Below are 20,628 nucleotides of genomic sequence, written 5' to 3' on the forward strand. Positions count from 1 at the left end.
GTCAGGCGAGCACGCGGTGCGACAGCGCGGGTAGCTGGGCGCGCGTGCGCTCGACCTGCCGGGCGTCGAGGTCGAACAGCACCACGCCCTCTTCGGCGGCCTGCTGCGCCACCACCGTGCCCCAGGGGTCGATGACCAGCGACTGGCCCCAGGTCTGGCGGCCGTTCTCGTGCGTGCCGCCCTGCGCGGGTGCGACCACCCAGGCCAGGTTCTCGATGGCGCGCGCGCGCAGCAGCACCTCCCAATGGGCGGCGCCGGTGGTGCGCGTGAAGGCGCTGGGCACCAGCAGCAGGTCGGCGCCCTGCCCTGCCAGCGCGCGGTACAGCTCGGGAAAGCGCAGGTCGTAGCACACGCTCATGCCCACGCGCCAGGCGTGGCCGTCGCGCGAGGGCAGCTCGAACACCACGGGCTGCGCGCCCGGCGCGATGACGCGGCGCTCGTCGTAGCGCTCGGTGCCGTTGTCGAAGAAGAACAGGTGGATCTTGTCGTAGCGCGCCACGCACTTTCCCTCGGGCGAGAAGGCCAGCGAGCTGTTGAACACGTGGTCGGCGTCGTCGCTCTCGATGGGCAGCGTGCCGCCCACGATCCACAGGCCGAACTCGCGCGCCGCGTCGGCCAGGAAGCCCTGCACCGTGCCGGCGCCCGCGGTTTCGCGCAGGCCTAGCTTGTCGGTGTCGCGCGCGCCCATCATGCAGAAATACTCGGGCAGCACCGCGAGCTCGGCGCCGTCGCGCGCCGCCTGCCCGAGCAGCGCGTGGGCGCGCACGAGGTTGGCTTCGCGGGCGATGGCGGACACCATCTGGATGGCTGCGACTTTCATTGCGTGGTCTCCGTTTTCTTGCCTTCGCTGGCGCCCGTGGATGTCGATCCACCCGGCAGGCCGGGCAGCAGCTGCAGCGAGCGCGGCACCTTGGCGATCTTGGGGTCGGCCCAGGTGCCTTCGACGTGGAACTCCTGCGTGGCGGCCGCCGCGAGCGGCTTGCTCAGCACCCACTGCGCGAGGAAGGTGCCCAGGCCGATGGCCGGGTTGATGGCTGTGGCCACCAGCGCGGCCGTGCCGGCGTTGATCTCGGGCACCACCACCACGCGCAGGTTCTGCGTCTCGCGCACGATGTCGGCCGAGCCGTCCATGAGCGCGGCGGCGTTCACGCCCTTCATCTGCAGGTTGTTGGTGCTGGCGATGCCCTTGTTGATCTTGGCGTCGCCGCGGATGAAGTCGAAGGCGAAGCCCTGGCTGAACACGTCGCGGAAATCGAGCGTGAGCCGGCGCGGCAGCGCCTGCAGGCTCAGCACGCCCAGCAGCTTGGCCAGGCCCGGGTCGGCCTTGAGGAACTGGCCCTGCTCCACGTCGACCTGCAACTGGCCGCCCAGGCTGGGGTAGTCGAGCGAGAACGGCGAGCCGCGCCAGTTCACCTCGCCCTCGAGTCGCCCCTTGCCGCGGCGCAGCACGCCCGGCATGCCGAAGCGCGTGAGCAGGTCGCCGGCGTCGGCGATGTCGAGCTTGAAGTTCATGGCCGTGGTGCGGCGCTGGCCGGCGCTTGCGCCGCCGCCCGCCGGCGCGGCCCAGGTGCCCTTGGCGGTGAAGGTGGCCTCGGGCACGCTGAAGGCGAGCTTGTTGAGCAGCCATTCGCGCCCGCCGCGATTGACGGCGTCGATCTCGGCGCGGCCCAGGCGCTTGCCGAGCAGCTCGAAGTCGTCGACCACGATGTCCAGCGCCGGCAGGGTGCCGGGTTGCTCGTCGAGCAGGGTCTCGACCTGCGTGGCCTCGGCCGGTGCGATCTTCAGGCGCGCGAGCCGCGCATAGAGCCGGCCGGCCTGGCTGTGGCTGTACTCGGCGTAGCCGCTCAGCTCGGAGGCGTCGACGTTGGCGCGCCACAGCGCACCTTCGCGCGTGCCGCCGAGCACCACGTTGTGCAGGGTGCGCCCCGCGATGCCCAGCTGCTGCGCGCGCACCGCGATGCGCGTGGGCAGGTAGGCCAGGTCGGGATCGTCGGCGCGCTCGCCGCCGCCGACCACCGCGGCGGTGCCCACCAGCGTCTGCCAGGCGCCCATGTCGAGCTTGGCGACGTTGACGTTGGCGAACACGCCGCGGTCGGGCGGCAGCGCCGTCTCGCCGGACGCCAGCCCGATGCCGATGCCGCCGCGCAGCACGTGCGCCTGGCCGTTGGCCGACAGCTCGCGCACGTACTGCACCGAGCCGACGCGGCCGAGCTCGAGCGTCAGCTGGTCCTGCGTGGCGCGGCGGGCGTCGCGCGCCAGCACCTTCTTCTCGATGCGCAGCGGCATCAGCTCTTCGGCCGTCTTGACCAGCGGCGTGGGCAGCGCCAGCGCCAGCCCCTGCAGGCTGCTGGTGAGCGAGAACTCGGGCGTGTCGTCGCGCATCGAGAAGGTGGCGGCGTAGGGCGTGCTGCCGGTGGCGTGCTTGGCCAGGCGCGCGAGCCAGTCGACCTCGCGCGCGCCGCGCAGGCCTTCGGCACTGGCCGTGCCCTGTGCCTTCAGCGCCAGTTCGCGCTGCGGCCCGCTGAAGCGGCCCTTGCCTTCGACGCGCACCTCGCCGCCCAGCAGGCGGGCCTGCACGCCGGCCAGCGAGAAGCCGGTGTCGGTGAAGTTGAGGGTGCCGCGCGCCTGCGTGAACGGCGGCGCCTCGGGCACCACCTGCAGCTCGTTGTCGGCCAGCGTCACGGTGGCCTGCACCTTGGTGTTGTCGACGTTTTCCAGCGGGAGGTCCAGGCGCAGCTTGTAGTCGGCCGAGCCGGTGGCGCGCGCGCGCTGCAGGAACGGCCCGGCCTCGCCGGCCAGCGGCGCGCCGGCGCGCAGCACTTCGCCCAACGGCCCCTTGGCCTGCGCATCGACACGCAACAGCGCGGCGTGGTGCGACATGTCGGCGATCTGCGCCTCGGCCTTCGTGACCTCGACGCCGGGCGCGCCGGCAATGCGCCCGCGCGCATTGCGCACCAGCATGCCCGCGCGCTCGAACACCAGCTCGCCCGACACGCCGGTGAGCGCCGGCCACACGGGCGGCGGCGCGGCGGGCGGGCCGGTGCGCGACGCCGGGGTCGCGGGCGCGGCGGTGGCGGCCGCGAGCGAGGGCGGCACGTAGGCATAGTGCACGTCCGACACCTTGGCCGCGATGCGGAATTCGCCCTGCTTCGGGTCCATGAAGGGCATGTCGTGCAGGTCGCCGCGCACGCGGAAATCGACCGTGCTGGCGGTGCCCTTGACGACCGATTCGCGCACGTAGTCGCGCGTGTGCTGCGGAATGTCGAGCGGCAGGTAGCGGAACACGCGGGTGCCGTCGGCGCGCGTGAGCTTGCCCTGCAGGTCGAGCACGCCGGGGTGCTGCGCGCGGCTGCTCGAGGTGGCCGGGTCGCTGGTGCGCCAGTGGGCTTCGGCCTCGCCCTCGGCGTCGGCATTGGCGAAGCGCAGCTTCGACACCTGCACCTGCATGGCGCCGTTGTCGAGCTTCCACTGCAGCTGGGTCGAGAGGCGGTCGATGGGGATCACCGGGTCTTCGAACACGCCGGGGAATTCGAGCGTGCCCTTGGCCATGGCCAGCGTGGCGGTGCCGCCGGTGTGGCTGGCGTCGAAGTCGAGCGTGGCGCCGCTCAGGCCCGGGGTGCCGGGGTGCACGCGCGGCGGCGCGGCGGGGCTGCCGGCCGGCGCCGGGGTGCTTTGGGCGGTGGCGGCCGGCGCCGGCTGCGAGGCGACGCGCAGGCCGCTGACCCGGCCCTTGGCCTGGTAGCGCGCGATCGCGTCGGGCGCGCCCTGCCAGTTCATGTCGATGCGCTCGACCAGGCCGCGCGGCGCATAGGCGCCCAGCACGCGGTGCGTGGCCTCGCCCAGCGGCAGGCGGTCGGCGATGAGCGCCAGCGCCGCGAGGTCGAGCCGGTCGGCCTTCAGCGCGCCGTGCTCGGGCGTGCGGCCCTTGGCCGGCGTGTGCTGCAGCCACAGGTTGCCGCCCGGCCAGCGCAGGCCGTCGACGGTGTCGAACTGCAATGCGGTGGTCGAGAACTCGAAGGTGTCCGCGTTCATCTGTCCCGCCAGCCGGCCGGTGACGGCGCGCAGCACCAGCGGCTGCAGGCCCTTGCCGAGCGAGGCGTCGATGCGGTTCAGGCCCAGGTCGGCCGCGCCGCCAACGATGCGCCCGTCGTCCACGTCGGCCCACAGGCGCAGCGCGCCGTTGCCTTCGCGGATGCGCGCGTCGAGCGAGACGTACTGGCCCAGGCGCGTGACGTCGATGTAGGGCAGGTCGGCATAGAGCTGGCCGTCCCAGGTCTGCCAGTGGCCGCTGCGGATCGACAGCAGCGGCTGGCGGAACTGGCCGCGCAGCGTGAAGCGCTCGCCCCAGCCGGCCGGCGGCGTGGCGTCCAGCCGCAGGCCGTGGCGGCGCGCGCCGTTGCGGGACACGAAGCGCACGTCAGTCAGCAGCAGCGGTTCGGCGCGGCGCTGCTCGTCGGTCCAGCGCACGGTGCCGCCTTCGATGATGAACTCGCGCTGCGCGAAAAACCAGTCGGCGGCGCGGGTTTCTCCGGTCGTGTCGGTCTCCATGTGCAATCCAGCCACATGGAGTTTTCCCTGAGTGTCGCGGCGCACGTCGAGCTGCGGGCCCTCGATATAGAGCTGCTCGAAATTCAGGCGCCACAGCGAGCGCGGCGACACGCTCGCCACCACCCGCACGAGGCGAAGGGCCTCGCGCTGGTCTGCGTCCTGCAGCACCACGTCGCGCAATTCGAAGGCCGGAAATAGCCCTTCGGAACGGGCGGTGATGGCGCCGATGCGCACCGGGACACCGATGGCCTTGCTAGCCTGCGCCTCGAGTGCACCGCGAAAATCGCCGATTCGCGGCACAATCCACGCGTGCAGGACCACGACTGACAGTGCCAGCAGAAGCCACGCAGCGAAGAGCAGACCCAATAGCCAGCGCGCTGTCACAGCGGTGATTTGGAGCAGACGTGAAGGGGAAGACGCCGTGTCGTTCATTGAGGATCGCGCTGTGTCGGGAATTATGACCGCCAGCCTTGAGCCGGGTTCCGCGCCAACCCACACCAGTGTGAATCAGTTGCCATCCAATCCGACGCCTCCCGCGTTTTCTTCCAGTTCCCGATTCGTCCAGCGGCTGCGTCGCCGCTATGCGGCCGAGCTCGAATTGCTGCCGCCCGGCGAGCCCCGGCGCGAATCGATGACCGTCGCCTACGACGCCCTGCGCGCACGCGGCGTGGCCGTGGGCGATGCGTTGCGCATCGTGCGCCAGCTCACGATGGAACGTCTGGTCACACTCGACTGCGACCAGCAGGCCCCGCTCGCGGTGGTGACCACCGCCGTGACCGAGCTGGCCGAACTGGCCCTGGACATCGCCTGCCAGGACGCCTGCCATGAACTCGACGCCCAGCACGGCGCGCCGCTCGGCCCCGAAGGCCAGCGCTCGCAGCTGTGGGTGATCGGCATGGGCAAGCTCGGCGCGCGCGAGCTCAACGTGTCCAGCGACATCGACCTCATCTACCTGTACGACGTGGACGGCGACACGGCCGGCGATGCCGACGGGCGCGGCAAGCTGTCCAACCAGGAGTACTTCGCGCGGGCCGTGAAGCGCATCTATGCGCTGGTGGGCGACGTGACCGAGCACGGCTTCGTGTTCCGCGTCGACCTGGCGCTGCGGCCCAACGGCAACTCGGGGCCGAGCGTGGTCTCGCTCGACGCACTCGAAGAGTATTTCCAGGTGCAGGGCCGCGAATGGGAGCGCTTTGCCTGGATGAAGAGCCGCGTGGTCGCGCCGCGCGCCGTGGTGCTCGGCGGCCAGGCCCAGGCGCTGCGCAACGTGGTGCTGCCCTTCGTGTTCCGCCGTTATCTGGACTACAGCGTGTTCGATTCGCTGCGCATCCTGCACCGCCAGATTCGCGAGCAGTCGGCGCGCCGCAGCGCCGGACGCCCCGAGCGCGCGAACGACGTGAAGCTCTCGCGCGGCGGCATCCGCGAAATCGAATTCACCGTGCAGCTGCTGCAGGTGGTGCGCGGCGGCCAGTTCCCCGAACTGCGCACGCGCCCCACGCTCGACGCGCTGCAGCGGCTGGCGCGCGCCAACCTCATGCCGCAGGACACGGCCGACACGCTGGCCGCGGCCTACGAGTTCCTGCGCCGCGTGGAGCACCGCATCCAGTACCTGGACGACCAGCAGACCCACGTGCTGCCGGTCAACGACGACGACCTGCGCTGGATCGCGCAGTCGATGGGTTATGCCGACTGCTGCCCCTTCCTCGAACAGCTCGACACGCACCGCGAGTTCGTGGCGCAGGAATTCGACAAGCTGCTGGGCGGCGAGAAGCCCTGCAACGGCAAGTGCAACGGCAAGAAGGCCGCCGCGCCCGCCGACCTGGCCGACCTGCTCGACGACCTGCCGCCCGTGTTCGCCGAGCGCATCCGCGACTGGTGCGAGACGCCGCGCGTGCTCGCCCTGCGCGAGGAAACCCGGGGCCGCCTGCGCCAGCTGGTGCAACGCACCGGCCAGTGGCTGAAGGAGCCCGACGGCGAGGGCGCGGGACAGACGCCGCGCCATGTCGATGCCGCCATGCGCTGGGCCGACTGGATCGAGCCGCTGATGCGCCGCGAGAGCTACCTGGCGCTGCTGGTCGAACGCCCCGCCGTGCAGGAGCGCCTGCTGCGCCTGCTGGGCGCCGCGAAATGGCCCGCGCGCTACCTCATGCAGCACCCGGGCGTGATCGACGAGCTCGCGAGCGACGAGATGCTCTCGGGCCGCTTCATCGCCGACGAATTCGAACGCGAGCTCGAAGCACGTCACACCTCGCTCACCCGCACCGGCGAGGCCGACGAAGAGCGTTTGCTGAACCTGCTGCGCCACGCCCATCACGCCGAGGTGTTCCGCACGCTGGCGCGCGACGTCGATGGCCGCATCACCGTCGAGCAGGTGGCCGACGACCTGAGCGCGCTGGCCGACACCACGCTGCGCGTGACCGCACGCTGGTGCTGGCCGCACGTGCGCAACCGGCACCGCGAGGTGCCGCAGTTCGCGATCATCGGCTACGGAAAACTGGGCGGCAAAGAACTCGGCTACGGCAGCGACCTGGACATCGTGTTCGTCTACGACGACGACGACGAACGCGCCGGCGAGGTCTATGCGGCCTACGTGCGCAAGCTCATCAACTGGCTCACGGTGAAGACGCGCGAGGGCGACCTGTTCGAGATCGACACCGCGCTGCGGCCCAACGGCAACTCGGGCCTGCTCACCACCAGCTTCGAGGCCTACGAGAAGTACCAGCTCGGGCGCGGCAGCAACACCGCGTGGACCTGGGAGCACCAGGCCATGACGCGCGCGCGCTTCGTGCTGGGCAGCGCCGACCACGGCGCCGAACTGGGTGCGCGCTTCGACCAGGTGCGCGAAGCCGTGCTGGTGGCGCCGCGCGACCGCGAGGCGCTGAAGGCCGAGATCATCGGCATGCGCAACAAGCTGCGCGGCGCCCGCCCCGTGAAGGCCGACCGCTTCGACGTGAAGCACAGCCCCGGCGGCATGGTCGACGCCGAGTTCGCGGTGCAGTTCCTGGTGCTGTCGGCCTCGGGCGCGCACCCCGAGCTGATTCCCAACCTGGGCAACATCGCGCTGCTGCTGCGCGCCGAGCAGGCCGGGCTGCTGCCCGAAGGCGTGGGCCGCAACGCCGCCACCGCCTACCGCGAGCTGCGCCGCGTGCAGCACACCGCACGCCTGAACGAAGAGCCCACGCAGGTCACGCCGCCCGCCCTGAGCGCCGAACGCGACGCCATGCTGGCCTTGTGGAAGGCGGTCTTTGGCTGACCGCGCCCTCGCCTCCCGCGCGCTGACGGCCTGCGCCCTGGCCGCGGCGCTCGTGCTGGCCGGCTGCGCCAGCGGACCGCGCAGCAGTGGCGGCGGCGTCGCCAGTGGCCGCGACGGCCCCGGCAGCAACATCCCGTCCGACCTCGACCGCGTGCCCGACGCCGAACCCCGCATCGAGGCGATCCGCAGCAGCGGCGGCACCAGCAAGCCGTACACGGTGCTGGGCCGGGGCTACGTGCCGATCACCGACGACCGGCCGTTCCGCGAATCGGGCATCGCCTCGTGGTACGGGCGCAAGTTCCATGCGGCCTCGACCGCGAGCGGCGAGCCCTACGACATGTACGCCATGACGGCCGCGCACAAGACGCTGCCGCTGCCGAGCTATGTGCGGGTGCGCAACCCGGCCAACGGGCGCGAGGTGATCGTGCGCGTGAACGACCGCGGCCCCTTCGTGGACGGCCGCGTGATCGACCTGAGCTACACGGCGGCGCTGAAGCTCGACCTGCTGCGCGGCGTGGCGCCGGTGGAGATCGAGCGCATCACCAACGACGACATCCGCACCGGCGCCTGGCGCCGCGATGCGGGCACGGCCTATGCCGCGGCGCCTGCGCCGGCACCGGCTCCCATCCGGGTGGCGGCGGCGCCGGTGGCCGTGCCGTCGGCCTGGGTCGCGCCGGTCGCGATGACCGCCGCGGCAGCCCCCGCCGCGACGATGCCCGTGGCACCGCAGACGCCGGTGATGGCCGCGGCACCGTCGGAACCCGAGGCCCCGGCCGGACCGCGCGAGGCGATGGTGGTGACCGACCTCGCGCCGCTGGCCCCGCTCGCCGCGCCTGCCACGTCATCGGCGCCATCGACGCCCTCTTCCGCTGCCGCCGGCTTCTGGGTGCAGCTCGGCGCGTTCCGCGAACGCGACGGCGCCGAGACGCTGAGAAGTCAGGCCGCGCGCGGGCTGCCCACGCTGGCACCGCAGCTGCGCGTGTTCAGCGAAGCCGGCACGCACCGCCTGCAGGCCGGGCCGTTCCCATCGCGCAATGCGGCGGGCGAGGCCGTCACGCAGCTGCGCGACAGTCTGCGCATCGCGCCGATGGTGGTCGAGCGGCGCTGAGGCTCAGGGCATCGCCTTGGCCACGACCTGCGAACGCAGGCCCACGCCGAGGCGGTTCCAGGCGTTGATCTGCGCCACGGCGAGCGAGAGCTCGACGATTTCCTGGTCGCTGAACACGGCCTTCAGGGCTTCGAACTCGGCATCGCGATCGGCGTGGTGGTCGGCCAGGCGCGTGAGCGTTTCGGCCCAGTCCAGCGCGGCGCGCTCGCGTTCGTTGAACAGGCTCACCTCGCGCCAGGTGGCCAGGCTGTTGATGCGCTGCCAGTCTTCGCCCTGCACGCGCAGGTCGCGCACGTGCATGTCCAGGCAGTAGGCGCAGCCGTTGATCTGCGAGACGCGGGCAAAGACGAGGTCGATCAGCACCTTGCCGAGCGTGCTCGACTCGAAGCTGCCGTTGACGGCGATCATGGCCTGGAAGGACTTCGGGGCGAACTTGGTCCAGGCGAGACGGAGGGCGGGGGCTTGGCTCATGAGATGTACTCCAGGGTGGTTGAAGGAAAACAGCGAAATCTGCTTGCTACACCCTGAAGACGCGCCAGCCACCGGCCCTGTGACAGGCTGCCCGAATTTTTTCTTCAAGCGCCCCGTTTGGCCGCGAACAGCTGGGCGATGCGCGCCAGCTTGTCGGGGTTGCGCTGGGCGCGGATGCGCACGATGCGCTCGCCCTCGATCTCGAAGGTCTGGGCCGATTCGAGTTCGCCGTCCAGAAAGCGCAGCATGCCGGGTTCGCCGTTGAGCTCGACCAGCTCCATGCGCACGCCCGCGCCCATGCGGCGCCAGAGCGAGAAGTACAGCTGCGCCAGCCGCTGGCTGCCGCGCAGGATCTTGCTGAAGGTCTGCACCTTGCCGCCGCCGTCGCCGATGAGTTCGACGTCCTCGGCCATCAGCGCCTTCAGGTCCTGCATGCTGCCGCGCGCGGCAGCGTCGGCGAAGGCGCGCAGCAAGCGCTGGTGGGTGTCGCGCGAGACCTGGAAGCGCGGGCGCGCCTCCTGCACCTGGGCCTTGGCGCGGTGCACCAACTGGCGGCAGGCGGCCTCGCTCTTGCCGAGGGTCTGGGCGATCTCGTCGTAGTCGGCGTCGAACACCTCGCGCATGAGGAAGGCGGCGCGCGCCTCGGGCGCCAGGCGCTCGAGCACGGCCAGGAAGGCGACGGAGATGTTGTCGACGCGCGCTAGCGTTTCCTCGGGCGTGTCGGGCGACCCGGTGAGCGTGGGCTCGGGCATCCACGGGCCGATGTAGTGCTCGCGCTGGACCTTGGCGCTGCGCAGCCGGTCGATCGACAGGCGCGTGACGACGGTCACGAGCCAGGCTTCGGCGCTGTCGAAACTGGCCTTGTCGGCCTCGTGCCAGCGCAGCCAGGCGTCCTGCACCACCTCTTCGGCCTCGGCCACGGAGCCGAGCATGCGGTAGGCGATGCCCTGGAGGCGGCGGCGGTGGCTGTCGAAGGTGAGGGTCGGGTCGTCCATGCCCGATTAGACGTTTGACGCCGGCGCGCTGTGACAACCCGCGCCCAAAAAAAATCGCCCCGGCATGCGGGGCGATTTGTCGGGTCGCGGGTGCGGCTCAGGCGCCCTGGTATTCGGGCTTGGGGCCCAGCGTGGCCGAGACTTCCTTGCGGTAGCGGTTCAGCTCCTGCACGGTCTTGAAGCTGCGGTTCATCAGCAGGCTCAGGTTGTGCAGGATGCGCTCGCCGACCTTGGTTTCCCAGCCGGCGTCGAACTTGATCTGCTTGTCCAGCCAGTGCTCGAGCCAGTCGGGGTCGGGCATGCGGCTCTGGATGGTGTCGTTCGGGAACAGCGCCTTGTTCACGTGCAGGTTGGTCGGGTGCAGCGCCTGGGCGGTGCGGCGCGCGCTGGCCATCAGCACGCCGACCTTGGTGAAGGCGGCGCGGGCCTCGTCGCCGAACTTTTCCATGGCGCGCTTCATGTAGCGCAGGTAGGCGCCGCCGTGGCGGGCTTCGTCCTGGCTCAGCGTGGTGTAGATGTGCTTGATGACCGGCTCGGTGTGCCACTGGGCGGCGCGGCGGTACCAGTGGTTCAGGCGGATCTCGCCGCAGAAGTGCAGCATGAGGGTTTCGAGCGGGGGCGCCGGGTCGAAGTCGAAGCGCACCTCGTGCAGCTCCTGCTCGGTGGGCGCGTGCTGCGGGCTGAAGCGCTTCAGGTACTCCATGAGCACCAGCGAGTGCTTCTGCTCTTCGAAGAACCAGATCGACATGAACGCCGAAAAGTCGCTATCGTGCCGGTTGTCGCGCAGGAACATCTCGGTGGCCGGCAGCGCCGACCACTCGGTGATGGCATTCATCTTGATGGTCTGCGCCTGCTCTTCAGTCAGCAAGGAAGCGTCGAACGACTGCCAGGGGATGTCCTTGTCCATGTCCCAGCGGACGGATTCGAGTTGTCTGAAGAGTTCCGGGTAGAGCATCAAAGTCTTTCAATGGCCGCCGATTTTAGTCGGGCCGTTTGGCGCGCCCGTGACAGACGCGCGATGATGTGCTTACGCGCGCGCCCGCGCCATAGATGCACACCCCCCTTTTCGATCCAGGAGCCCGTCATGCGAACCCCCGCCCGATTGTCGATGCTGCGACGTTGCGCCACGGCCTTTTCCCTCGTAGCGGGCCTGTCCGCCGCCCTGTCGGCGGGTGCCCAGACGGCCCCCGCCGCCCCTGCCGCGCCCGCGGTGGGCGGCGCCGCCGGATGCCCGGCGATCCTGCAGCACAGCTTCCCGCGGCTGCAGGATGAAAAGCCCCAGAACCTGTGCCAGTACTCCGGAAAAGTGGTCCTGGTGGTCAACACGGCCAGTTTTTGCGGCTTCACGCCGCAGTACAAGGGGCTGGAGGCGCTGGACATGAAGTACCGCGCCCGCGGCCTGGTGGTGCTGGGCTTCCCGTCGAACGATTTCTCCCAGGAATCGGGCTCCAACAAGGAAATCGCCGATTTCTGCGAAAGCACCTTCGGCGTGAAATTCCCGATGTTCGCCAAGTCGTCGGTGCGCGGCACCGACGCCAACCCGCTGTTCAAGCAGCTCGCGCAGGCCTCGGGCACGACGCCGAAGTGGAACTTCTACAAGTACCTGATCGGGCGCGACGGCAAGGTGGTGCAGGCCTGGTCGAGCATGACGGCGCCCGACGAGAACGGCTTCATCCAGGTGATCGAGAAACAGCTCGGCCCCAGCGGCGACTGACCGGCCCTGCAATGTGAACTTTGAGTCACAAACGTTTACCTCTCGAACGGGAACCGTGCGGCGGCACCGCGCTCATACTTGAGCGTGGGCGGCCAAGGCCCACAGGTTTTCATGTTGCGAGGTCTTCCGGGCGCCTGCCGTCCGGTTGAAATCCCGAGGCGATTCTTCTCCTCCTCCCTCCCTCCCTCCTTCGTGTCGGGGCGCCTCGCAGCATTTTTGTCTTCCCGCCGACAGCGGGGCCCGCGATGACGCAGCGCCCCCTCGGCCTTCCCGCATGCGGTGGCCCGAACGGCCCCAAGAAAAAAGCGCCCCACGGGGCGCTTTGTCGTTTCAGGGCTGGGTGTCGATGAAGCTCGGCCGCAGCATGAGCTTGTCGTACAACTTGGCCAGGTTGGCGTGGTCGCCGCGCCAGTCGATCTCGGGAAACCGCAGCCCCAGCCAGCCCAGCGCGCAGCCGACCGCGATGTCGGACAGGCTCAGGTGGATGCCGCTGCAGAAGGGCTTGTCGCCCAGGCCCTTGGCCATGGCGGCCACGCCGGCCTGGACCTTGGCGCGCTGGCGCTCGATCCAGGCGGCGCTGCGCTCGGCGTCGGCGCGGCCGGTCCAGGTGGCTTCGAGGCGCCAGAGCACGCCGGCGTCCATGACGCCGTCGGCCAGCGCTTCCCAGGTCTTGACCTCGGCGCGCTCGCGGCTTTGCTGCGGAATGAGCTTGCCCACGGGCGACAGGGTGTCGATGTATTCGACGATGACGCGCGAGTCGAACATCGCCTCGCCGCCTTCCATGATCAGGCACGGCACCTTGCCCAGCGGGTTCGAATGGGCGATCGTGGTGTCTGCGGACCAGACGTCTTCGATCACGAACTGGTAGTCGAGCCGCTTTTCGGCCAGCACCACGCGCACCTTGCGCACATACGGGCTGGCGGCGGATCCGATCAGTTTCATGAAGGCTCTCTCCCCATCGCTTGTTAACGTTTGTTCGCAGGCATTTTAGGTGAAGGGAAAAAGACGGCGCCCGAATTCCCCCGCGGCGCGGCCACCCGGCAGCCGCCTAAAATTCGGGCATGAGCTTTTCCACCGTCTCCGCCCTCTCCCCCCTTGACGGCCGCTATGCGGCCAAACTCGCGGCCTTGCGCCCGCTGATGAGCGAACAGGGCTATATGCACCGTCGCGTGCAGGTGGAGGTGGCCTGGTTCATTGCGCTGTCCGACTGCGGCTTTGCCGAGTTCAAGCCCCTCACGGGCGGCGCCCGCAAGTACCTGATGGGGCTGGTGTCGCACTTTTCCGAGGCCGACGCCTTGGCCATCAAGGACATCGAGAAGACCACCAACCACGACGTGAAGGCCGTCGAATACTGGATCAAGTCGAAGTTCGAGGCCCGCCCCGAGCTGCTGGCCGCCGCCGAGTTCGTGCACTTCGCCTGCACCAGCGAGGACATCAACAACACCAGCCACGCCCTGCAGATCCAGGCCGCGCGCGACACCGTGGTGCTGCCGGCCATCGACGGCCTGATCGCCAAGCTGCGCGAGATGGCGCACCAGTTCGCCGACGTGTCGATGCTCTCGCGCACGCACGGCCAGACCGCCAGCCCCACCACCGTCGGCAAGGAAATCGCCAACGTGGCGGTGCGCCTGACCAAGGCCCGCGCGCAGATCGCCGCCGTGCAGCTGCTGGGCAAGATGAACGGTGCCGTGGGCAACTACAACGCCCACCTGGCCGCCTGGCCCGAGTTCGACTGGGAAGCCTTCAGCCGCAAGGTCGTCGAGACGCCCGCGCCGCTGGGCCTGGGCCTGAGCTTCCAGCCGTACAGCATCCAGATCGAGCCGCACGACTACATGGCCGAGCTGTTCGATGCCGTGGCGCGCGTCAACACGATCCTGGTCGACTTCTCGCGCGACATCTGGGGCTATGTGAGCCTGGGCTACTTCAAGCAGCGCCTGAAGAAGGGCGAGATCGGCTCGTCGACCATGCCGCACAAGGTCAACCCGATCGACTTCGAGAACGCCGAAGGCAACCTGGGCCTGGCCAACGCGGTGCTGCGCCACCTGAGCGAAAAGCTGCCCATCAGCCGCTGGCAGCGCGACCTGACCGACAGCACGGTGCTGCGCAACATCGGCGTGGCCTTCGGCTACGCCACGCTGGCCTACGCGAGCCTGGCCACCGGCCTGGGCAAGCTCGAGATCAACCAGGAAGCGCTGGCCGACGACCTCGAGGCCTCGTGGGAAGTGCTGGCCGAGCCGATCCAGACCGTGATGCGCCGCTTCGGCGTGCAGGGCGCCTACGAGCAGCTCAAGGAAGTCACGCGCGGCAAGACCGTGACGGCCGAGGCGCTGCACGGGCTGATCCGCTCGCTGGCCATTCCCGAGGAAGAGAAGACCCGCCTCCTGGCCATGACGCCCGCCAGCTACACCGGCAAGGCCGCCGAACTCGCTCGTAGAATTTAGGCTTCCCCCGCGCCGATCCACCGGCCCGTGCCGCCCACGGCCGGTGCGCCTCGTTCGCCCACCGATACCTCCCAGCCAACGTGCCCTGTGCAGGGCACGCCAGCCGACAACCCTGACGGGACGCCCCGACGTCCCCGTTGTTCATGCGGCGCGCCCCACTGAGACGCCTCTGGCTCACGCTCCACCGATGGATCGGCCTCACGCTCGGGCCGCTGCTCGCCCTCACGGCGCTCCTGGGCGCCCTGCTGGTGGTGGCGCTGCCGCTCGACCGCGCGGCGCATCCTGAGTTCTTCGTCGCGAACAGCAACAGCAGCACGCCTCCGGCGCCGCTGGAGCCCCTGCGCCAACGCCTGCTCGCCGAGTTCGGCCCCGACACCAACTTCACGCTGCGCCCGCCACGCCAGCCCGGCGACACGCTCTGGGTGCTGGTGCGCGGCCCGTGGGACGGCACGCTCTACCTCGACCCCGCCACCGGCGCCGAACAGGGCCGCCGCGGCACGCACGAAGGCGCCTACAACCTGCTGTTCGAGCTGCACAGCAGCCTGCTGCTGGAAGACACGGGCAAGGGCATCCTCGCCATCGCCGCGCTGGCGTACCTGTTCCTGCTGGTCACCGGCGTGGTGCTGTGGTGGCCGGCACGCTGGCCGCCCTCGCTGCGCATCGTGCTGGACCGCGGCCTGCTGCGCGGGCTGTTCGACCTGCACCGCACCGGCGGCGCCGTGCTCGGGCTGCTGATCGCGGTGTCGGTTTTCACCGGCGCCTACATGGCCTGGCGGCCGCTGGGCGGCTTCATCTCGACCACCCTTGGACAGACGCCGGCCAAGGCGCCGATCGTGCCCAAGGGCACCGCCAACGGCCCTCGCCTGCCGCTCGACGACCTCGTCGCCCGCGCGCAGGCCGTGTTCCCCGGCCAGCCCATCGGCTACGTGCAGGTGCCCGGCCGATCGGACCGGCCGCTGCGCGTGCGCTTCCGGCTCGCCGACGACCCGCACCCGAACGGCATCGGCTCGGTGTGGGTGCATCCGGTCACGGGCGAGCTGCTCGGTGTGCGCCGCTGGCAGGACATGGACACCGGCAATGGCGCGGTGGCCGTGATCTACCCGCTGCACACCGGCGTGCTCGGCGGCGTGGTGCACCAGGCGGTCACCGCGCTGCTGGGCCTGGCGCTGGCGGGCCTCGGCCTGAGCGGCGTCTGGCTCTGGTGGCGCCGGCGCGCCGTGGCTGCGGCCGCGCGCAGCCAGGCGCTGTCCCGCGGCACGGCGCCCTGAACGACGCACACCCCATCCCTTCATCCATCACAAATACATCGAGGAGGACTCCCCTTGTTCCCGCATAAGAAAACCGCCATCGCCCTGGCCCTGCTGCCCCTGAGCCTGCACAGCTTCGCGGCCGACGCCGAGCCGTCGAAGTCGCTCGAGGCCATCACCGTCACCGGCGACTGGCTCGGCACGCCCACCGAGACCAAGGTGCTCGAGCACGCCGGCGCGCGCAGCATCGTCGAGCGCCAGCAGATCCAGGAAAGCGGCTCGGCCAGCGTGCGCGACGTGCTGCGCCAGGTGCCCGGCGTGCAGGTGCAGGAGAGCAACGGCACCGGCGGCAGCGACATCTCGCTCAACGTGGGCGTGCGCGGCCTGACCTCGCGGCTGTCGCCGCGCTCGACCGTGCTGCTGGACGGTGTGCCGCTGGCCTACGCGCCCTACGGCCAGCCGCAGCTGTCGCTGGCGCCGGTGTCGCTGGGCAGCCTCGAGGCGGTCGACGTGGTGCGCGGCGCAGGCTCGGTGCGCTACGGCCCCCAGAACGTGGGCGGCATCATCAACTTCGTGACGCGTTCGATCCCCAAGCAGTTCGCGGGCGAAGTGGGCGTGGGCGTGGAGAGCGCCAGCCACGGCGGCGGCACCAAGAGCACGCCCAGCCTGTTCATCGGCGGCACCAACGAGAACGGCCTGGGGCTGGCACTGCTTTATTCAGGTACGCACGGGGACGGCTTTCGCCAGAGCAACGACAAGACCCGCATCGACGACCTGATGCTCAAGGGCGCCTACCGAATCTCGAAGACCGACGACATCGAGATCTCGCTGCACCACTTCGAAGGCAAGGGGCGCATGCCCGGCGGCCTGACGACGGCGCAGTTCGCGGCCAACCCGTTCCAGTCGGACCGCCCCTACGACGAATTCACGGGCCGCCGCACCGACGGCTCGCTCAAGTACACGCACAACGACGGCGTGAACAAGTTCGAGATGCTGACCTACTACACGGACTCGTACCGCAGCAGCTACCTCGAGCAGGAAGGCACCGGCGCCAACGTCAACCGGCGCCGCCTGACCACCGCGCCGCGCAACTACAAGACCTACGCCTTCGAGCCCCGCTACTCGCGCCTGATCGACTCGGGCAGCGTGGTGCAGGAAATCAGCATCGGCGCGCGCTACCTGAAGGAAGAGGCCTCCGAGGTGGCCACGCGCAGCAGCTACTACCGGCCGGCGCCGGGCTTCGACGCCTACGCGCTCGCGCAGCCGGCGTACCAGACCAGCAAGGGCGGCACGACCGCGCACGCGTTCTACATCGACGACCGCATCGACTTCGGCAACTGGACGGTCACGCCCGGCGTGCGCTACGAGTCCTTCCGCTCGCACAACGACGTGTTCACGGTGGCCAACAACCGCATCACCAACGCGATCTACCCGAAGATCGATTCCAACGAGGTGCTGCCCACGCTGTCGGTGCTCTACCGCATGAGCGAGCGCTGGACGCTGTTCGCCAATGCCGGCGTGTCGTTCGGGCCGCAGCAGTACGCCCAGCTCGCGCAGTCGACCACCAGCCTGCACCCCGAAAAGGCCAAGACCTACGAGATCGGCACCAAGTACAAGGGCGAATCGTGGAGCGGCGAGCTGACGCTGTTCAACATCAACTTCGACAAGGAGCTGCAGCTGGCGCGCTCCATCACCGGCGACGTCGGCCAGTGGACCGACCTGGGCGCCACGCGCCACCGCGGGCTGGAGTCGGCGCTGCGCTACGACCTGGGCAGCCTGAGCGACGCGCTCAAGGGGCTGTCGGTGTCGGGCTCCTACACGTACACGCAGGCCACCTCGAAGGCCGGCGCGTTCGCGGGGCGCGACCTGCCCTTCTATTCGCGGCATGTCGCGACGCTCGGCGCGCGCTACGAGCGCGGGCCGTGGACGCTCAACGCCGACCTCTACGCGCAATCGAAGCAGCGTTCGCCGGGCTCGCCGGACGACGGCGCGAAGTACATCACCGTGGAAGACCCGAGCGGGCGGCTGGGCGACATCCCGGGCTACGGCACGGTGAACCTGCGTGCCGCCTACGACTTCGGCCCCTCGCTGAGCCACCTGAAGCTGGCCGTGGGCGTGAAGAACCTGTTCGACCGCCGCTACTACAACCGTTCGGTCGACAACAACGGCGGCAAGTACGTGGGCCAGCCGCGCACGGTGTACCTGCAGGCGTCGCTGGCGTTCTGAGGCCGAAGGGGCGCGCGCATACACTCGCGCACCCATGGCTCTCAAATCCACCATCTTCAAGGCCACCCTCGCGGTGGCCGACATCGACCACGGCTACTACGCCGACCATGCGCTGACCCTGGCGCGCCACCCCAGCGAGACCGACGAGCGGATGATGATCCGGCTGGTCGCGCTCGCGCTCAACGCGCACCAGCTGCAGGACATCTGCAACGGCGACGGCACGCTGGCCTTCGGCGCGGGCCTGTCGAACGTCGAGGAGCCCGACGTGTGGCTGCGCGACTTCACGGGCCAGACCAAGATCTGGATCGAGGTCGGCCAGCCGGAAGACAAGCCCATCATCAAGGCCTGCGGCAAGGCCGATGAAGTGATCGTCTACTGCTTCAACCACGCGGCCGAGATCTGGTGGCGCGGCATCGAGAGCAAGCTCACGCGGCCGCAGAACCTGAAGGTCTACCGCGTGCCGACCGAGGCCTCGCAGGCGCTCGCCAGGCTAGCGCAGCGCAGCATGCAGCTGCAGGCGACGATCCAGGAAAGCACGCTGACGCTGGGCGACGGCGTGAACAGCATCGACGTCGAGCTGCTGCGCTGGAAGTAACGAGCCCGGGCGGCTAGGCCGCCGGCATCATCTCGCCGCACTGCCAGCACTGCTCGAAACCGCCTTCGACCTGCTCGCCACACACGCACAGCCAGCTGCGTTGCGGGCGGTTCTGCAGCTCGTGCAGCAGGCGCTTCGCGAGTTCGTACTGCGATTCGTCGTCGATCCAGATCTCGGGCAGGCACTGGTCAGGCGGCAGCTGGCCCATGACCGCGCCGAGGAATTCGCGCTGCACCGTCGCGGCCACGCCCTCCTCGCACAAGGCGTGCGCCCACACGGTCGCGATCGCGAGGTTGGGGGCTTGCGCGAGGCGGCGCATGGTCAGGGGGCCCAGTGCTTCTCGTCGTCCGGGTCGAACTCGGGCTGCGCGGCGGTGGGCTCGGCTTCGCGTGCGCGCTCGGCATAGCGGTTGAAGCGCCAGGCCGAGTCTTCCATGGTGATGCGGCGCCAGGTGACGCGCTTCTCGACCGGCGTCATGGCCGGCCAGTACTGCACCTCGTCGAAGCTGCGGCCGCAGCCCTTGCACTCGTCGTCGCCCTGGCTGGTCGAGCAGATCGCGATGCAGGGCGTGTCGGGCGTGCTGTGGTACCAGTCGAGCCAGGCGGCCCAGGCCTTGGCGGGAAAGCCGACCTCGTCGACCTCGTCTTCGTGGTGGAAGACCATGAGCGCGTAGACCTCGGCCAGCGCGCGCAGCTCGGGCGCCAGCGTGATGCCGTCGGGCGAGGGAGACTTCTCGCGCCAGTGGTTGATGGCGGCCTCGATGTCGGTGATGTGGATGGCGGCCATGGAGAGTGAAAAAACAGCGAGCGGCGATCATAGTCCCGCAATGTCCCGCTCCTTCTTAGGGCCATAGTCGCTCCCAAAAATGGAGCATCCAATGCCCACTGCATGCGCCCCTCCGGACATTTGCCCTCAAATGTAAAGAAAACTTTTGGTTGCCTCGGCGCGGTCTTCAATGCTCTAATCCCGCCCACGAAGGGGAGTAGCTCCCGATCGCTGTCCCCGGGCAGCGTGAATCGTCAGGTCGTCAATACGAAGCACAACACTTCCGGCCTGTCGGGCGACACACGCGCGGACGCAGGTCGGCGCGCTTGCTGTTGTCGAGCGAGACCTTCGATTTGAACCTGCGCAGGTTTGGTCGAAGCGTTCGCAAGTCCCCGGTGTCACCCGGCCTTCGCTCCCCCGCTTTCGACCGCACCCGTGCAGGGTGAATCGAAACGCATCGGCATGCCGCTGCCCGTCGTGGTCCCCATCAGGGAGCTGCGGGCGTGGCGCCAAGACAAAGAGGAATCTATGGAACAGTTCATGGCCCCGGAATTCTGGGTCGCAGTCGGTCAGATCATCATGATCGACATTCTTTTGGGCGGCGACAACGCCGTCGTCATCGCGCTGGCCTGCCGCAAGCTGCCGCCCGCGCAACGCACCCAGGGCATCCTGTGGGGTACCGCCGGCGCCATCGTGCTGCGCGTGATCCTGATCTTCTTCGCGCTCACGCTGCTCGCGATTCCGTTCCTGAAGCTGGTGGGCGCGATCCTGCTGCTGTGGATCGGCGTGAAACTGCTGGCCCCCGACCATGACGACGCGCACGGCAACATCGCCGGCAGCGACCGCCTCTGGGGCGCCGTGAAGACCGTGATCGTGGCCGACCTGGTCATGAGCGTGGACAACGTGATCGCCATCGCCGGTGCCGCACAAGGCGCGGGCGACGGCCACCAGATGCCGCTGGTGATCTTCGGTCTGCTCGTGAGCATCCCGATCATCGTCTGGGGCAGCCAGCTGGTCATCAAGCTGATGGACCGCTTCCCGATGATCATCACGCTGGGCGGCATGCTGCTGGGCTGGATCGCCGGCACGATGGCCGTGTCCGACCCCGCCCTGGCGAACCCCGCCAACTGGACCTGGGTGCCGAAGGTGCCGCAGACCGACACCATCAAGTACGCCGCCGGCATCATCGGTGCACTGCTGGTGCTGGCGATCGGCAAGTGGGTGGCCTCGCGCAAGCCGGCCCCCGCCACCCCGGCCCACTGAGC

The 20,628-nt window shown here is 69.5% G+C and carries 16 protein-coding genes; 8 read left to right on the plus strand and 8 right to left on the minus strand.

What is annotated here, in order from left to right; all coding sequences use genetic code 11:
* Nucleotide 1: 1 nt before the first annotated feature.
* Entirely contained in the window at nucleotides 2-820 is an 819-nt protein-coding gene (locus AC07O4_RS08660; protein ID WP_095747289.1) for a carbon-nitrogen hydrolase family protein, read from the minus strand.
* A complete protein-coding gene (locus AC07O4_RS08665; protein WP_495304304.1) occupies nucleotides 817-4,980 on the minus strand; it encodes a YhdP family protein in 4,164 nt (1,387 codons plus the stop codon). Before AC07O4_RS08665 ends, AC07O4_RS08660 begins: the two co-directional genes overlap by 4 nt.
* A 25-nt stretch (nucleotides 4,981-5,005) precedes the next feature.
* Here AC07O4_RS08665 and glnE point away from each other — a divergent pair, with 25 nt between their 5' ends.
* Together glnE and AC07O4_RS08675 are read left to right on the plus strand one after the other, a co-directional pair.
* Nucleotides 5,006-7,801, plus strand: a complete 2,796-nt coding sequence (gene glnE / locus AC07O4_RS08670) for a bifunctional [glutamate--ammonia ligase]-adenylyl-L-tyrosine phosphorylase/[glutamate--ammonia-ligase] adenylyltransferase (RefSeq protein ID WP_095747291.1) — start codon at nucleotides 5,006-5,008, stop codon at nucleotides 7,799-7,801.
* Nucleotides 7,794-8,909 carry a septal ring lytic transglycosylase RlpA family protein gene (locus AC07O4_RS08675; RefSeq protein WP_495304305.1) on the plus strand — a complete coding sequence of 372 codons (1,116 nt, stop codon included), beginning with the start codon at nucleotides 7,794-7,796 and terminating at the stop codon, nucleotides 8,907-8,909. Before glnE ends, AC07O4_RS08675 begins: the two co-directional genes overlap by 8 nt.
* Nucleotides 8,910-8,912: 3 nt before the next feature.
* Here the strand turns inward: AC07O4_RS08675 and AC07O4_RS08680 are convergent, their stop codons facing one another.
* The 3 genes from AC07O4_RS08680 to AC07O4_RS08690 form a co-directional block, all read right to left on the minus strand.
* The gene (locus AC07O4_RS08680; protein WP_062475252.1) at nucleotides 8,913-9,380 is read right to left on the minus strand and encodes a carboxymuconolactone decarboxylase family protein; all 468 of its coding nucleotides are present in this window, start codon (nucleotides 9,378-9,380) and stop codon (nucleotides 8,913-8,915) included.
* A 104-nt stretch (nucleotides 9,381-9,484) separates the two neighbouring features.
* Nucleotides 9,485-10,375, minus strand: coding sequence for an RNA polymerase sigma-70 factor (locus tag AC07O4_RS08685; RefSeq protein WP_495304306.1), 891 nt, complete (start codon nucleotides 10,373-10,375; stop codon nucleotides 9,485-9,487).
* A gap of 97 nt (nucleotides 10,376-10,472) precedes the next feature.
* On the minus strand, nucleotides 10,473-11,330 hold the full coding sequence (locus tag AC07O4_RS08690; RefSeq protein WP_062475258.1) for a ferritin family protein: 858 nt from the start codon (nucleotides 11,328-11,330) through the stop codon (nucleotides 10,473-10,475).
* Nucleotides 11,331-11,459: 129 nt separating this feature from the next.
* On the opposite strand from AC07O4_RS08690, the gene AC07O4_RS08695 reads away from it, so the two are divergent.
* Nucleotides 11,460-12,089: a glutathione peroxidase gene (locus tag AC07O4_RS08695; RefSeq protein ID WP_070063272.1), complete on the plus strand. Its 630-nt coding sequence runs from the start codon at nucleotides 11,460-11,462 to the stop codon at nucleotides 12,087-12,089.
* A gap of 330 nt (nucleotides 12,090-12,419) precedes the next feature.
* Here the strand turns inward: AC07O4_RS08695 and AC07O4_RS08700 are convergent, their stop codons facing one another.
* A complete protein-coding gene (locus AC07O4_RS08700; protein WP_062475264.1) occupies nucleotides 12,420-13,031 on the minus strand; it encodes a glutathione S-transferase N-terminal domain-containing protein in 612 nt (203 codons plus the stop codon).
* A gap of 119 nt (nucleotides 13,032-13,150) precedes the next feature.
* On the opposite strand from AC07O4_RS08700, the gene purB reads away from it, so the two are divergent.
* The 4 genes from purB to AC07O4_RS08720 all read left to right on the plus strand — a co-directional run bounded on the left by purB (nucleotide 13,151) and on the right by AC07O4_RS08720 (nucleotide 18,598).
* Complete coding sequence (gene purB / locus AC07O4_RS08705) at nucleotides 13,151-14,530, plus strand: adenylosuccinate lyase (RefSeq protein WP_095950454.1); 1,380 nt, start codon at nucleotides 13,151-13,153, stop codon at nucleotides 14,528-14,530.
* 143 nt (nucleotides 14,531-14,673) lie between these two features.
* A complete protein-coding gene (locus AC07O4_RS08710; protein WP_495304307.1) occupies nucleotides 14,674-15,798 on the plus strand; it encodes a PepSY-associated TM helix domain-containing protein in 1,125 nt (374 codons plus the stop codon).
* A 54-nt stretch (nucleotides 15,799-15,852) separates the two neighbouring features.
* A complete protein-coding gene (locus tag AC07O4_RS08715) occupies nucleotides 15,853-18,003 on the plus strand; it encodes a TonB-dependent receptor family protein (RefSeq protein ID WP_495304308.1) in 2,151 nt (716 codons plus the stop codon).
* A 34-nt stretch (nucleotides 18,004-18,037) separates the two neighbouring features.
* A complete protein-coding gene (locus AC07O4_RS08720) occupies nucleotides 18,038-18,598 on the plus strand; it encodes a YaeQ family protein (RefSeq protein ID WP_095950452.1) in 561 nt (186 codons plus the stop codon).
* Between the two features lie 13 nt (nucleotides 18,599-18,611).
* Here the strand turns inward: AC07O4_RS08720 and AC07O4_RS08725 are convergent, their stop codons facing one another.
* Together AC07O4_RS08725 and AC07O4_RS08730 are read right to left on the minus strand one after the other, a co-directional pair.
* Entirely contained in the window at nucleotides 18,612-18,917 is a 306-nt protein-coding gene (locus AC07O4_RS08725; protein WP_095747296.1) for a putative signal transducing protein, read from the minus strand.
* 2 nt (nucleotides 18,918-18,919) lie between these two features.
* Complete coding sequence (locus AC07O4_RS08730; protein ID WP_095747297.1) at nucleotides 18,920-19,384, minus strand: DUF3717 domain-containing protein; 465 nt, start codon at nucleotides 19,382-19,384, stop codon at nucleotides 18,920-18,922.
* A 507-nt stretch (nucleotides 19,385-19,891) separates the two neighbouring features.
* On the opposite strand from AC07O4_RS08730, the gene AC07O4_RS08735 reads away from it, so the two are divergent.
* Nucleotides 19,892-20,626 carry a TerC family protein gene (locus AC07O4_RS08735; protein ID WP_062475282.1) on the plus strand — a complete coding sequence of 245 codons (735 nt, stop codon included), beginning with the start codon at nucleotides 19,892-19,894 and terminating at the stop codon, nucleotides 20,624-20,626.
* Nucleotides 20,627-20,628: the final 2 nt, after the last annotated feature.

It is taken from the genome of Variovorax sp. GW821-FHT09D04 (genome assembly GCF_059416405.1).